This window comes from Gilliamella intestini (assembly GCF_900094935.1).
GTDB lineage: Bacteria > Pseudomonadota > Gammaproteobacteria > Enterobacterales > Orbaceae > Gilliamella > Gilliamella intestini.
The window spans coordinates 18,291-32,726 of the sequence record NZ_FMBA01000006.1 but is presented as its reverse complement, the minus strand read 5'-3'; the positions used below and the strand labels follow the sequence as shown (position 1 = coordinate 32,726).

Here is a 14,436-nt window from a genome sequence, read left to right as displayed (position 1 = left end):
ATGTTAGCAACAAACTCGTTTAAAACATTATTTGAATTATTAGGTGGAAGATGTAATTTAAAATTAGATGATTTTCCACTTAATCATTTGCGTATAGATAGTCGTAAAGTGAAAAAAAATGATGTGTTTATCGCAATTAAAGGTCATACAGTTGATGGTCGAGCATTTATTCCTCAAGCTATTTCAATGGGGGCGGTTGTTATCTTAGTAGAAGCAAGTAGAAAATCAAATGACTTAAAAATTGACTATATTAAGCGTGAAAATAAATCGATAATTCCACAAATTAGTGTTTTCCAACTTTCACAACGCTTATCTCTGATTGCTAATGAGTTTTATTATTCCCCATCAACAAAATTATCCGTTATTGGTGTGACAGGAACCAATGGGAAAACAACTGTTAGTCAGCTTATTGCCCAATGTTTAACATTATTGAATGAAAAAACAGCATTAATGGGAACTATTGGTAATGGGATTTATAATGAACTTGAGCCATCAGTTAATACAACGTTATCGGCGGTTGATGTGCAAACCTTATTAGCTGAATTTGTAGAGAAACAGGTCAAAGCTGTCACGATGGAAATTTCTTCACATGGGCTTGCGATGGATCGGGTTAAAGGGCTAAATTGCGCTGCTACTGTATTTACCAATTTAAGTAGAGATCATCTTGATTATCACAAAACAATGAGTAGATATGCAAAAGCAAAATGGTCGTTATTTAGTCCCGATGAAAAAGAAAAACAAGTTTTAACTACGGGTAAATCAATTATTAATTATGATGACAAATATGGTAAAAGATGGATTGAAAAACTTCCACAAGTGACAGCTGTATCATGTCAAACAAAATCATTACGTCGACTCAAAGCGTTAAATATACCTTACGTTGGTGTATCAATGATCGAATATCTTGATAAAGGTGCCCAAATTCATATGGAGTCAAGTTGGGGAAACGCCATTATTAATAGCCGATTGCTAGGTGAATTTAATGTTTCTAATTTGCTATTGGCTATAGCTACACTTTTAACATTGAACTACCCATTTTTTGCTGTTGTTAATATGGCTTCTTTTTTGACTCCAATCTGTGGACGAATGGAGGTTTTACATGTAAAAAATAGCTCAACGGTTATTGTTGATTATGCGCATACTCCAGATGCGTTACAGAAAGCTTTGCAAGCTAGTCGAATTCATTGTAAAGGTTCTTTATGGGTGATTTTTGGATGTGGTGGCGATAGGGATACTGGAAAAAGACCTTTAATGGCTGAAATAGCAGAACAATTTGCCGATAAAATTGTTTTGACTAATGATAATCCACGCACTGAAGATGAAATGAAGATCATTCATGATATTCAACAAGGTTTATATCACACCGATAATGTACACATAATTACCAATAGAGTGCAGGCTATTACACAAACATTAAAGCAGGCTAAGCCTAATGATGTCATTTTAATTGCAGGCAAAGGGCATGAAGACTATCAAATAGTCGGTAAAACTAAATATCACTATTCAGATCAAGAAACAGTGAAAAAACTTCTAGGAGTAGAGAATCAATCATGATTCCATTAGAAATTGAGCAAATAAAAAAAATAGTTAATGGTGAATCTTATTACATTCATGATGAAAGTGCTGTGATTGATACTATTTGTACTGATTCACGAAAAATAATAAAACAATCATTGTTTATCGCACTTGTTGGAAATAATTTTGATGGACATGCTTTTGCTGAACAATCTATTAAAGATGGTGCTATAGCCGTGATCGTCGATCATAAACTTGATAAGACTATACCACAGATTGTTGTTAAGGATACTCGCTTGGCTTTAGGGGTAATCGCTAATTTTATCCGGCAGCAAAGCACAGCTAAAATTGTTGCACTTACAGGTTCATCAGGTAAAACGTCAGTTAAAGAAATGACTGCGGCAATATTACAACACTGTGGACAGACTCTTTCTACACAAGGCAATTTCAATAATGATATCGGGGTGCCATTAACACTGTTACGCTTAACTAAACAAGACCAGTTTGCAGTTATAGAATTAGGCGCTAATCATATTGGTGAAATAGCCTATACTACGAATATTGTTAAACCACAAAGCGCTTTAATTAATAATATTGCAGAAGCACATATAGAAGGTTTTGGATCGCTTCAAGGTGTAGCAAAAGCTAAAGGTGAAATTTTTCAAGGATTGCTTAATGGTGGTATTGCTATTATTAATTTAGATAGTTGTTCAGATAAATGGTTTACCCAGTTAGTAAACAAAACAGTTTGGACTTTTTCGTTAACGAATCCTTCCGCTCAATTTTATGCTAGCAATATTCAACACGATAAAAAAACAACATTTACATTACATACACCTAAAGGTGAATGTGAGATTATGTTATCGCTAGTTGGGAAACATAATATTTCAAATGCGATCGCAGCATCAGCTTTAGCGCTTTCTGTCGGAGCAACTTTGGATCAGATCCAGCAAGGCTTAACCTCTTTAACACCTGTAAAAGGGCGGTTATTTCCAATAAAATTGAATCATACTCAATTAATTTGGGATGATTCTTATAATGCTAATGTTGGATCAATGTCAGAGGCAGTCAAAGTCTTGGCAAAACAGCCAGGCTATCGAGTTTTGGTCGTTGGAGATATGGGGGAACTAGGGCCTGAATCTGAAAAATATCATCGACAAATAGGAGAACTTGCCCGCGATCAAAAGCTTGATTGTGTAGTAAGTATTGGCAAATTAAGTCAATTTATTAGTCAGTATAGTGGTGAGGGTCACCATTTTAATAACAAACAAGATGCAGTGAATTATCTATTAATGCTGTTACGTCAACAACCAAGTTTAACAATCTTAGTTAAAGGTTCACGTAGTGCAAAAATGGAAGAAGTTATCGAAAAAATTCAAATTGAACAACTCAAAATGAGTCAGGATTAAGATTATGTTGCTTTGGATATCAGAATATTTAGTTAAACATTTTACCTTTTTTAATGTTATCTCTTATTTAACGGTAAGAGCTATTTTAGGTTTATTAACCTCGTTAGCAATTTCATTATTTTTGGGGCAAAAAGTCATTGATTGGCTACAAAAATTACAGATTGGCCAAGTTATTCGTCATGATGGACCTGAGTCTCATTTAAGTAAAAAAGGAACACCGACTATGGGGGGGACGCTAATTTTAGCTTCAATTTCCTTATCGGTATTGTTATGGGCAGATTTACGCAATCCTTATGTTTGGGTAACTTTGTTTGTTTTAATTGGTTATGGCATTGTTGGCTTTGCTGATGATTATTTAAAAGTGATTCGTAAAAATAGTGCTGGATTAATTGCTAGATGGAAATACTTTTGGCAATCGGTTATTGCGTTAATTGTTGCTTTTGGTCTTTATGTTTATGGCAAAGATAGCTCGGTAACAGTACTTGTTGTGCCATTTTTTAAAGACGTTATGCCTCAATTGGGACTATGGTTTATTTTGTTAACTTACGTAGTTATTGTTGGGGCTGGTAATGCCGTTAATTTAACAGATGGACTTGATGGATTAGCAATTATGCCAACTGTTTTTGTAGCCACTGGTTTTACGCTTGTAGCCTGGGCTACAGGGAATGTCAATTTTGCGGCTTATTTGAATATTCCTTATATCAAATTCAGCGGAGAGTTGATGATTGTTTGTACTGCAATTATTGGTGCTGGACTTGGTTTTTTATGGTTTAACACCTATCCTGCTATGGTTTTTATGGGGGATGTTGGCTCATTAGCTTTAGGTGGTGTGTTTGGAATTATTGCTGTTTTATTACGACAAGAATTTTTATTACTAATTATGGGTGGAATTTTTGTTATCGAAACTTTATCCGTGATTTTACAAGTAGGCTCATATAAATTACGAGGTAAAAGGATATTTAAGATGGCACCGATTCATCATCACTATGAATTAAAAGGTTGGCCAGAGCCTAGAGTTATTGTGCGTTTTTGGATTATTTCATTAATGTTAGTTTTAATTGGATTATTAACTCTAAAATTACGTTAATTTAAACATAGATCAGGATTGAATCATGGTTAGCTATCAGGGCAAAAATGTTGTAATTATTGGATTAGGCATTACAGGTCTTTCTTGTGTTGATTATTTTCTTGATCAAAACGTTATCCCAAAGGTAATTGATACTCGTTTAAAACCACAAGGATTAGAGCAATTAGATAATCGTGTTAATTATCATTTAGGTGACTTAAATATTGATTGGTTGTTAAAAGCTGATTTAATTATCACTAGCCCAGGCATTGCATTATCAACTCCAGAATTGAAAAAAGCAGCTGAAAAAGGTATCGAAATTATTGGTGATATAGAACTTTTTTGTCGTGAAGTTAATCTGCAACCAAATAAAAAAATTGTTGCGATCACTGGAGCTAATGGTAAAACAACGGTGACAACATTGGTTGGTGATATAATTAAATCATCCGGTATTAAAGTGGGTGTTGGTGGAAATATAGGCGAACCTGCATTATCCCTTTTAAAGCAGGAATATGATGTATATGTTCTTGAATTATCAAGTTTCCAGCTAGAAACAACATATAGTTTGCAGGCGACTGTTGCAACAATTTTAAATATTTCAGAAGATCATATGGATCGGTATCCTCTTGGTTTAATGCAATATGTCGAGGCTAAGCAACGTATTTATCATAATGCAAAATATTGTGTAATTAACCATGATGATAAATTAACTATTCCAACTGATAAACAAAGCAACTGTGTTTCATTCGGTGTGAATAAAGGTGATTATCATTTAGATGTCCATTATGAACACCTAATTGCACAAAAACAAAGCGTGTTAGATACTAAAATGATAAAACTAATTGGGTGTCATAACTATCTTAATGCGTTAGCTGCTTTAGCAATTGCAGATAAATTAAATATTCCACGACAATCAAGCTTAGCAACAATAGCCTCCTTTCAAGGCTTGCCACATCGTTTTGAACTGGTTTTTGAGCAAAATGGTGTAAAGTGGATTAATGATTCTAAAGCGACCAATGTAGGTAGCACGGAAGCAGCGCTAAAAAGTGTTATTTGCCACGGTAAACTATACTTATTATTAGGTGGTGATGGCAAATCAGCTGATTTTTCTCCTCTATTACCTTACTTACAAAATAACAATCTTGAGGTTTTCTGTTTTGGGCGAGATCGTTATTTGCTTGGTAAATTAGCTCCTAATATAACAACAATAACTGAAACAATGGCTGAATCGATGCAAATCATTGCTCAAAAAGCAATATCAAATGATGTGGTTTTGCTTTCGCCTGCTTGCGCAAGTTTAGATCAATTTAAAAATTATATCGAACGAGGAAATCAATTTGCAAAATTAGCTAAAAAATATGTTCAAAGGGGTAAAAAATGACATTTTTTTGGTTAAAAAAACAAGTTAACCCACATGTACCATTTGATAACCAACTACTTTGGACTGTGCTAGGTTTAATGATATTTGGTTTGATTATGGTGACATCAGCTTCGATGTCATTTAATGAAAGCAACCCTTTTTTTTATACACAACGAGAGCTTATTCAGTTAGGAATATCGTTATTTTTAATGTTTATTACATTGTATATTCCGATGCAACGTTGGCAACAGTTTGCTTCTGTTTTACTTATTATTGCTATTATTATGTTAATCGTTGTGTTAGGTATTGGTTCTTCGATTAATGGAGCATCTCGTTGGATACCTCTAGGTGTGTTTAATTTTCAGCCTGCAGAGCTTTCAAAGTTAGCTTTATTTTTATTTTTAGCTGGTTATTTATCACGTAAATGTGAAGAAGTAAAAAATGGCTTTTGGGGCTTTTTTAAACCAATGGTTGTTATGGCCATACTCTCAGTTTTGTTACTTAAACAACCTGATTTAGGTACAGTTATCGTTTTGTTTATGGTAACTATCGGTATTTTATTTATTGCTGGTGCACAATTGTGGCAATTTATTGCTATTTTGTTAACGGGGGTTGGTGTTGTAATTTGTTTGATTTTATACGAAGCATACCGTTTAACAAGGCTGTTAACTTTTCTTGACCCTTGGCAAGATGCAACAGGTTCTGGTTATCAACTAGTTGCATCATTAATGGCAATTGGTAGTGGCGGTATTACTGGGCAAGGTATGGGGAATTCTATCTTAAAATTAGGTTATTTGCCCGAATGTCATACTGATTTTATTTTTTCGATTATTTCTGAAGAATATGGATATATAGGGGTAGTTGCTTTATTGTCATTACTTTTCTTTTTGACATTTAAAGCTCTAGCAATTGGTTATCGAGCGTTGAATGAAGGCTCACTGTTTTCAGGTTATTTAGCCTGTGAAATAGGTATATGGTTTGGTTTTCAAACGTTTGTTAACGTCGGAGTTACATCTGGTATGTTACCAACTAAAGGATTAACATTACCATTTATCAGTTATGGTGGTTCAAGCCTTATTCTGAGTAGTATTGCAGTTGCAATACTACTCAGAATAGATTTTGAATTTAGACAACAACAAGCGCAAGCACGAATAAGGTTAATAAAATAATGAAAAAGTTATTAGTTATGGCAGGTGGAACTGGCGGACACGTCTTTCCCGGTATTGCTGTTGCGCATTATTTAATGAAGCAAGGTTGGCAAGTCAGGTGGTTAGGTACCGCCGATCGAATGGAAGCACAGCTAGTTCCTGAAAATGGTATTGATATTGATTTTATTGAAATATCAGGGCTACGAGGAAAAGGTGTTATGGCATTATTAAAAGCACCTTATAAAATTCTAAAAGCAGTTTTACAAGCTAGAAAAATATTGAAAGCTTATCGTCCTGATGTTGTTTTAGGAATGGGGGGATATGTTTCTGGTCCTGGAGGAATCGCAGCTAAAACACTAAGCATACCAATTGTAGTACATGAACAAAATGGTATAGCTGGTTTAACCAATAAGTGGCTAGCTAAAATTGCAACTAAAGTTTTGCAGGCATTTCCTACCGCTTTTTCTAAGGCTGAAGTAGTTGGTAACCCTGTACGAAGTGATCTTTTAACGGTTGCAAAACCTGAAGAAAGATTCAAAAATCGTAATGGATCAATTAGAGTGTTGGTCATGGGGGGAAGTCAAGGAGCTAAAATTATTAATGATATTGTACCTCAAGTGATGGCAAAATTGTCCGATAAATATGAGGTATGGCATCAAACAGGTAAAGGAATGTTAGATTCGGTAACTCAGTCTTATCAAAATTGTGATATGACCAATAATAAAGTGACGGAATTTATATCTGATATTGCAGATGCATACAATTGGGCCGATATTGTGATTTGTCGCAGTGGTGCATTAACTGTTAGTGAAATTGAGGTCGTAGGTATTGGCGCTATTTTTGTGCCATTTATGCATAAAGATCGCCAGCAGTTTTGGAATGCAAAATCATTAGCGGATATAGGCGCTGCCCATATTATAGAGCAACCAGATTTTAACGTTGAATCACTATCAAATTTGTTATTAAATTTGCATCGCAATAAGTTACTTGAAATGGCAATTAAAGCTAAAAGCCTATCTATTGTAAATTCCACTGAAAAAGTAGCTAAAAACCTTGAGTCAGTGATAAAATAGTAGAATTTAGATATACATCTTATGTAGTTGGCGGAATAATTTGTGTAAGCTAAGAAAAATAATTGCGATACAAATAAGCCATGATGATATAAGGCACTATACAATAAAAAGAATAATTTAGGAGTCCAATAGTGAATACAAGGGAATTAGCGGAGTTAAGAGTAATTATTCCTCAAATGAAACGAGTCAAGCATATCCACTTTGTGGGAATTGGTGGCGCCGGTATGGGGGGAATCGCTGAAGTTCTAGCTAATGAAGGTTACAAAATCAGTGGTTCAGACATTGCTGAAAATGCGGTCACTCAACATCTTGAAACATTAGGTGCAAAAATTGTTATTGGTCATGCTGCTGAAAACGTGCTTAACTCTAGTGTTGTTGTTATATCTTCGGCTATTTCACAAGATAACATTGAAGTGATTGCTGCACGCGAAGCGCGTATACCTGTAATTCAACGTGCAGAAATGTTGGCAGAATTAATGCGTTTTCGTTACGGAATAGCTATTGCTGGTACTCATGGCAAAACCACCACTACCGCAATGGTTACAGCTATTTATGCCGAAGCCAAACTTGATCCAACATTTGTCAATGGTGGTTTAGTTAAGGCGGCAGGAACACATGCTAGATTAGGTAATAGTCGTTATTTTATTGCGGAAGCAGATGAAAGCGATGCATCATTTCTTCATTTGCAACCAATGGTCTCTATTGTAACAAATATCGAGCCAGACCATATGGATACGTATCAAGGAAGTGTTGATAATCTTAAACAAACATTTATTTCGTTTTTACGTAATCTTCCATTCTATGGCTTAGCTATTATGTGTTACGACGATCCTATTAATCGCGAATTATTACCGATTGTAGGACGTAAAATAATTACTTATGGGTTTAGTGAAGATGCTGATGTTGTCATTAAAAATTATCATCAAGAACGAGGTGTAAGTTATTACACGGTTTGTCGTCCTGGCTATCGTGATTTACAGATTGAACTAAATGCACCAGGTAAACATAACGCCTTAAATTCGGTAGCTGCAATTATTGCGGCGACTGAAGACGGTATTGATGATGAATCAATTATCAATGCATTGGTTAAATTTGCTGGTACTAGTCGACGTTTTGATTTATTAGGTGTTTTTCCGCATGTTGATGGTGGTGATATTATGGTGGTTGATGATTATGGTCATCATCCTAGTGAAGTTAATGCAACAATTCAGGCCGCAAAAAATGGTTGGCCTGATCGACGGCTTGTAATGTTATTTCAACCCCATCGATATACACGGACTCGCGATTTATTTGATGATTTCGCACAAGTACTTTCTCAAGTCGATACGCTTGTAATGTTAGATGTTTATTCAGCGGGAGAACAGCCTATTACTGGGGCTGACAGCCGATCTTTATGTCGTTCAATACGTAATCGAGGCAAAGTTGACCCAATTTATGTTTCGGATTTAGATTTGCTACCTGAAATTATGCAAGAAGTATTACAAGGTGGTGATTTATTAATTACACAAGGGGCTGGTAGTGTTGGCCGTATTGCGCGCCAATTAACCCAAACTCAATTATTCTCAAAATAGGTTTTATAAAAATGGTTGATAAAGTTGCTGTATTGTACGGCGGCACTTCTGCTGAGCGAGAAGTATCACTTAAGTCAGGTAAAGCAGTGCATGCAGGATTGTTGGCAAATGGTATTGATGCTCATCTTATTGATACAAAAGAGCTTCTTGTTACCAATTTGAAAGAACAAGGTTATACAAAAGCTTTCGTTATTTTACACGGACGTGGTGGGGAAGATGGTATTATTCAAGCGATTTTGACTTATCAAAATATTCCTTATACAGGTAGTGATGTTTTATCATCTGCATTAACAATGGATAAGTTAAAAACTAAATTAGTTTGGAAATCACTTAATTTACCTGTTGCTGATTATGTTATAATAGAAAAATCACAATTAATTGATACAGATGCTATTGTTAAACAACTTGGTTTACCATTGTTTGTAAAACCAAGTCATGAAGGTTCAAGTGTGGGAATGACCAGAGTTAATGAAGCATCTGAATTACAGTCTGCTATTAATGTAGCTTTCAAATATGATAGCATTGTAATGGTTGAGTCATTTTTAGCAGGTCCAGAATTTACAGTTGCAATTGTAGGCGAAGATGTTTTACCTACAATTCGCATCCAACCGACTACTGAATTTTATGATTATGATGCAAAGTATTTATCGAACTCAACGCAATATTTTTGTCCAAGTGGATTGCCAGATAATAAAGAACAAGAGATTAGCAAATTAGCATTAGAGGCTTATAAAGCTGTGGGTTGTAGAGGTTGGGGACGAGTAGATATTATATTTGATACTAATCAAAATCCGTATTTGCTTGAAGTTAATACAGCGCCAGGTATGACAGATCATAGTTTAGTGCCAATGGCAGCCAAACAATATGGTTGGTCATTTAATGAACTTGTGGACAGAATTTTAAATTTGGCAACACTATAACTGACCTTATTTTATGAAGCAAGTTAGGCAGGCAGCGCATAGACGAGAAGATAAAAATAGAAGGCGATTGCTTATCTTTCGTAATACTGAACAATTAATTGGATTTTTGTTCTTTATTATAATTATTTTTATTTGTATTTGGGTTGTTCAAAGCTTCAAAAATTGGATGGATGATCCCGAACAAATGGTATTATCACAATTGACATTAAGTGGTGAATATACTTATACAACTGAGAATGATCTTCGTGAGGCCATTCTTGGATTAGGATTACCTAACACTTATATTGGACAAGACGTGAATGATATCCAACAAGAAGTGATGCGATTTCCATGGGTTAAGAAAACAAGTGTGCGTAAACAGTGGCCTAATAGGTTAATTGTCTATGTGGAAGAGTATAGACCTGTGCTTTATTGGAATGATCTATTTTTACTTGATGAAAATGGCAATATTTTTAGTGTACCACTTGACCGTATTACTAAACTACAATTGCCAAGGCTATATGGCCCTGAAGGTAAGGCTAAATCGGCTTTAGAAACTTATTATAAATTAGAGAGTCTTTCCAAAAAGCTAGCGAATAATCAGTTAGCATTACAAATTAAAGTGGCTATAACTGATGAAAGGAATGCATGGCAATTAATGGTGGAACCGTGTGTATCTGGTTTTTGCCTTGAAAATCAGGAAATAAAGCTATTGTTAGGCAATGAAAATATTGAACAGCGATATCAACAATTTATTAAATTATTTCCTGAAATTCAATCACGGTTGCCAGAAAATGAAAGAATAATGGTCGCTGATTTACGTTACGAAAATGGTATTTCAGTGCAAAAAGAAAAAATGGTGCAGAAAGGAATAAATTAAGGCTGAAGTATGAAAGCAACAGAAAAAAAATTGGTTGTTGGACTAGAAGTTGGTACCTCTAAAGTACTTGCTCTTGTTGGCGAGGTTCTTCCCGATGGTATTATTAATATTATTGGAGTAGGACACTGTCCATCAAAAGGGGTTGATAAAGGAGGGGTTAACGATCTAGAGGCCGTCGTAAAATCAATCCAACGAGCAGTTGAACAAGCTGAACTAATGGCGGATTGCCAAATATCTTCAGTATATCTAAGCCTTTCAGGTAAACACATTCGTTGTCAAAATGAAATAGGCATGGTGCCAATAGCGGATGAAGAAGTAACAGCAGAAGACGTCGACAATGTTGTTCATACTGCAAAATCGGTCAGAATTCTAGATGAGCATCGTATATTACACGTTATTGCACAAGAATATTCTATTGATTTACAAGAAGGTATTAAAAACCCTATCGGCTTATCTGGCGTAAGAATGAAAGCTAAAGTTCATTTGGTCACTTGTCATAATGATATGGCTAGAAATATTGTTAAAGCTGTTGAACGTTGTGGATTGAAAGTCGATCAACTTATTTTTTCAGGGTTAGCTTCTAGTTATGCTGTTTTAACCGATGATGAAAAAGAATTAGGGGTTTGTGTTATTGATATAGGTGGTGGCACAATGGATGTGACAGTTTATACTGGTGGTGCTTTACGTCATTCTGTTGTAATTCCATATGCTGGTAATGTTGTTACTAGTGATATTGCCTATGCATTTGGTGCACCACCGATGGATGCTGAAAATATTAAAATTCGTTATGGATGCGCTGTTGGTTCACTGATTGGTAAAGATGAAGTTATTGATGTACCAAGTGTTGGCGGTAGGCCTTCTCGTTCATTGCAACGCCAAACCCTTGTTGATGTAATTGAGCCTCGCTATTCCGAGCTTCTTTTATTGGTGAAAAAAGAATTAATTACACTACAAGATGAACTTAAAAAACAAAATATTAAATACCAATTAGCAGCAGGTATTGTATTAACAGGTGGAGCTGCTCAAATAAAAGGAATGGTTGAGTGTGCTGAAAAAGTTTTTCAAAATCAAGTTCGTATTGGGCAACCATTAAATATATCAGGGTTAACTGATTATGTACAAAAACCATATTGTTCAACAACTATAGGGTTATTACATTATGGAAAACAGAGTTTATTAAATGATGATGCTAAAGATAGTAATAAATCATCATTAAAAGGGATAGCTAAACGATTGACCGGTTGGTTTAAAAAAGAATTTTAGCTAATATATTTCAAGAACTTCGTGGACATTGTAGATGATTATCTGTACAATGTTTCAAGATCGTAAATTTGGAGATAAGTTATGTTTGAGCCTATGGTTGCAGATGATGAACCAGCAGCAGTCATTAAAGTTATTGGTGTCGGTGGTGGCGGTGGTAATGCCGTCGAGCATATGATTGCCGAGCATATTGAAGGTGTTGAATTTTTTGCGGCAAATACAGATGCGCAGGCATTAAAAAGAATTAAGGTAGGTCAAACTATTCAAATTGGTACTAATGTAACTAAAGGACTTGGTGCTGGTGCTAATCCAGAGGTTGGTAGGAACTCAGCTGAGGAAGATCGCGAGGTCATCCGTAGTGCTATTGAAGGAGCTGATATGGTTTTCATCGCAGCGGGTATGGGTGGGGGCACAGGAACAGGTGCTGCACCGGTAGTTGCTGAAATAGCAAAGGAGTTAGGTATACTAACTGTCGCTGTTGTTACTAAGCCTTTTGGTTTCGAAGGCAAAAAGCGTATGGCCTTTGCTGAGCAGGGTATTGCTGAATTAGCAAAGCATGTTGATTCACTGATAACTATTCCAAATGACAAATTATTAAAAGTATTAGGTCGTGGAGTGAAATTACTTGATGCTTTTGCAGCAGCTAATGGTGTTTTAAAAGGTGCTGTGCAAGGTATAGCTGAGCTTATCACTAAACCTGGTCATATCAATGTTGACTTTGCTGACGTAAGGACAGTAATGTCTGAAATGGGATATGCAATGATGGGCTCTGGCCGAGCTAGTGGTGATAATCGAGCTGAAGAAGCGGCTGAAATGGCAATTTCTAGTCCATTACTTGAAGATATTGATTTATCTGGTGCTCGAGGCGTATTGGTAAATGTAACTGCAGGATTAGATCTTGGCTTAGAAGAGTTTGAAACTGTTGGTAGTACGGTTCGTGCATTTGCTTCTGACAATGCGACAGTTGTTGTTGGTACAACTTTTGATCCTGATATGTCTGATGAAATTCGAGTAACAGTGGTTGCGACCGGCATTGGTATAGATAAACGTCCAGAAGTTAAAATGCCTAAAACGGTTCCAGCACATAATGCATTATTTGGTCAAAATAATGAGTTAGGACAATCAGAAGAGAAATTAGCTAAAGTTGTTAATGAGCCAACGGTTTCTCCTCTTGATAATCGTGAGATTTTAGATATTCCTGCTTTCATACGTAAGCAAGCAAATTAAAATGAACTTATTTGATTTTTTATTGTCAAAATCGATAGGTATATATAAAAAGTAGGTGCAAAGTGAAACAAAGAACATTAAAAAAAACTATTCAAGCAACTGGAGTTGGTTTACATACCGGCAAGAAAGTTACTTTGACATTACGCCCTGCGCCTGAAAATACAGGTATTATTTATCGTCGTACTGATTTAGATCCATATGTGGATTTTCCTGTAGATGCAAAATCTGTACGTGATACGATGCTTTGTACTTGTTTAGTAAACGAAGATAATGTTCGAATTTCAACAGTCGAACATATTAATTCTGCCTTAGCAGGACTTGGCATTGACAATATTATTATTGAAGTTAATGCTCCTGAAATTCCAATTATGGATGGTAGTGCTAGCCCTTTTGTTTATTTATTACTTGATGCAGGTATTGCTGAACAAAATGCACTTAAAAAATTTTTACGAATAAAGGAAACTGTTCGAGTTGAAAATGGTGATAAATGGGCAGAAGTAAGACCTCATAGTGGTTTTAGATTAGATTTTACTATTGATTTCCATCATCCTGCTATTGATAGTAGTTCACAACGCTATCAATTGGATTTTTCATCTGAATCATTTATTTGTCAAATTAGCCGAGCTAGGACGTTTGGTTTTATGCGTGATATTGAAGCATTGCAATCTAAAGGTTTATGCTTAGGTGGTAGTTTAGATTGCGCAATTGTTGTTGATGATTATAAAGTGCTTAATGAAGATGGACTGCGTTTTGAGGATGAGTTTGTACGTCACAAAATGCTTGATACTATTGGTGATTTATATATGAGCGGTCATAATATGATTGGTGAAGTCGTTTGTTATAAATCAGGCCATGCATTAAATAATCAATTATTACAAGCATTGTTAGCTAAACAAAGTGCGTGGGAATATGTGACATTTACAGAAGAACAAACTGTACCACTTGCGTTGGGTACTAAGCAGCTTATTCTAGCATAAAGTCATAAAAATATTATTATATATTATAAACGCTCCTATTTTAAATAGGGG

The 14,436-nt window shown here is 35.4% G+C and carries 12 protein-coding genes; all 12 read left to right on the top strand.

Annotated elements, in window-relative coordinates:
* The 12 genes from murE (at position 1) to lpxC (ending at position 14,385) form a co-directional block, all read left to right on the top strand.
* Positions 1-1,554, top strand: a complete 1,554-nt coding sequence (murE, locus tag GA0061080_RS02600) for a UDP-N-acetylmuramoyl-L-alanyl-D-glutamate--2,6-diaminopimelate ligase (protein ID WP_091120584.1) — start codon at positions 1-3, stop codon at positions 1,552-1,554.
* Complete coding sequence (murF, locus tag GA0061080_RS02595) at positions 1,551-2,924, top strand: UDP-N-acetylmuramoyl-tripeptide--D-alanyl-D-alanine ligase (protein WP_091120580.1); 1,374 nt, start codon at positions 1,551-1,553, stop codon at positions 2,922-2,924. The genes murE and murF overlap by 4 nt, the downstream gene beginning before the upstream one ends.
* Positions 2,925-2,928: 4 nt before the next feature.
* Positions 2,929-4,011: a phospho-N-acetylmuramoyl-pentapeptide-transferase gene (mraY, locus tag GA0061080_RS02590; RefSeq protein WP_091120577.1), complete on the top strand. Its 1,083-nt coding sequence runs from the start codon at positions 2,929-2,931 to the stop codon at positions 4,009-4,011.
* A gap of 25 nt (positions 4,012-4,036) precedes the next feature.
* Positions 4,037-5,371: a UDP-N-acetylmuramoyl-L-alanine--D-glutamate ligase gene (gene murD / locus GA0061080_RS02585; RefSeq protein ID WP_091120573.1), complete on the top strand. Its 1,335-nt coding sequence runs from the start codon at positions 4,037-4,039 to the stop codon at positions 5,369-5,371.
* A complete protein-coding gene (gene ftsW, locus GA0061080_RS02580) occupies positions 5,368-6,519 on the top strand; it encodes a cell division protein FtsW (protein WP_091120569.1) in 1,152 nt (383 codons plus the stop codon). The genes murD and ftsW overlap by 4 nt, the downstream gene beginning before the upstream one ends.
* Positions 6,519-7,571 (top strand): undecaprenyldiphospho-muramoylpentapeptide beta-N-acetylglucosaminyltransferase, encoded by a 1,053-nt coding sequence (gene murG, locus GA0061080_RS02575; RefSeq protein WP_091120566.1) that lies wholly within the window; start codon positions 6,519-6,521, stop codon positions 7,569-7,571. Before ftsW ends, murG begins: the two co-directional genes overlap by 1 nt.
* Before the next feature lie 131 nt (positions 7,572-7,702).
* A complete protein-coding gene (gene murC / locus GA0061080_RS02570) occupies positions 7,703-9,142 on the top strand; it encodes a UDP-N-acetylmuramate--L-alanine ligase (RefSeq protein ID WP_091120563.1) in 1,440 nt (479 codons plus the stop codon).
* 11 nt (positions 9,143-9,153) lie between these two features.
* Positions 9,154-10,062 carry a D-alanine--D-alanine ligase gene (locus GA0061080_RS02565; RefSeq protein WP_091120560.1) on the top strand — a complete coding sequence of 303 codons (909 nt, stop codon included), beginning with the start codon at positions 9,154-9,156 and terminating at the stop codon, positions 10,060-10,062.
* Between the two features lie 13 nt (positions 10,063-10,075).
* Entirely contained in the window at positions 10,076-10,921 is an 846-nt protein-coding gene (locus GA0061080_RS02560; protein ID WP_091120557.1) for a cell division protein FtsQ/DivIB, read from the top strand.
* 9 nt (positions 10,922-10,930) lie between these two features.
* Positions 10,931-12,184, top strand: a complete 1,254-nt coding sequence (gene ftsA / locus GA0061080_RS02555; RefSeq protein WP_091120553.1) for a cell division protein FtsA — start codon at positions 10,931-10,933, stop codon at positions 12,182-12,184.
* 93 nt (positions 12,185-12,277) lie between these two features.
* Positions 12,278-13,408, top strand: a complete 1,131-nt coding sequence (ftsZ, locus tag GA0061080_RS02550; RefSeq protein WP_439330215.1) for a cell division protein FtsZ — start codon at positions 12,278-12,280, stop codon at positions 13,406-13,408.
* 62 nt (positions 13,409-13,470) lie between these two features.
* The gene (gene lpxC / locus GA0061080_RS02545; RefSeq protein ID WP_209435706.1) at positions 13,471-14,385 is read left to right on the top strand and encodes a UDP-3-O-acyl-N-acetylglucosamine deacetylase; all 915 of its coding nucleotides are present in this window, start codon (positions 13,471-13,473) and stop codon (positions 14,383-14,385) included.
* Positions 14,386-14,436 lie beyond the last annotated feature (51 nt).

Excerpts from the sequence above, each read along its gene's own strand:
- ftsZ (WP_439330215.1), top strand. The coding sequence starts at position 12,278 with ATGGTTGCAGATGATGAACCAGCAGCAGTCATTAAAGTTATTGGTGTC.
- murE (WP_091120584.1), top strand. The coding sequence starts at position 1 with ATGTTAGCAACAAACTCGTTTAAAACATTATTTGAATTATTAGGTGGA.
- ftsA (WP_091120553.1), top strand. The coding sequence starts at position 10,931 with ATGAAAGCAACAGAAAAAAAATTGGTTGTTGGACTAGAAGTTGGTACC.
- ftsW (WP_091120569.1), top strand. The coding sequence starts at position 5,368 with ATGACATTTTTTTGGTTAAAAAAACAAGTTAACCCACATGTACCATTT.
- GA0061080_RS02560 (WP_091120557.1), top strand. The coding sequence starts at position 10,076 with ATGAAGCAAGTTAGGCAGGCAGCGCATAGACGAGAAGATAAAAATAGA.
- GA0061080_RS02565 (WP_091120560.1), top strand. The coding sequence starts at position 9,154 with ATGGTTGATAAAGTTGCTGTATTGTACGGCGGCACTTCTGCTGAGCGA.
- murG (WP_091120566.1), top strand. The coding sequence starts at position 6,519 with ATGAAAAAGTTATTAGTTATGGCAGGTGGAACTGGCGGACACGTCTTT.
- mraY (WP_091120577.1), top strand. The coding sequence starts at position 2,929 with ATGTTGCTTTGGATATCAGAATATTTAGTTAAACATTTTACCTTTTTT.
- murD (WP_091120573.1), top strand. The coding sequence starts at position 4,037 with ATGGTTAGCTATCAGGGCAAAAATGTTGTAATTATTGGATTAGGCATT.
- murF (WP_091120580.1), top strand. The coding sequence starts at position 1,551 with ATGATTCCATTAGAAATTGAGCAAATAAAAAAAATAGTTAATGGTGAA.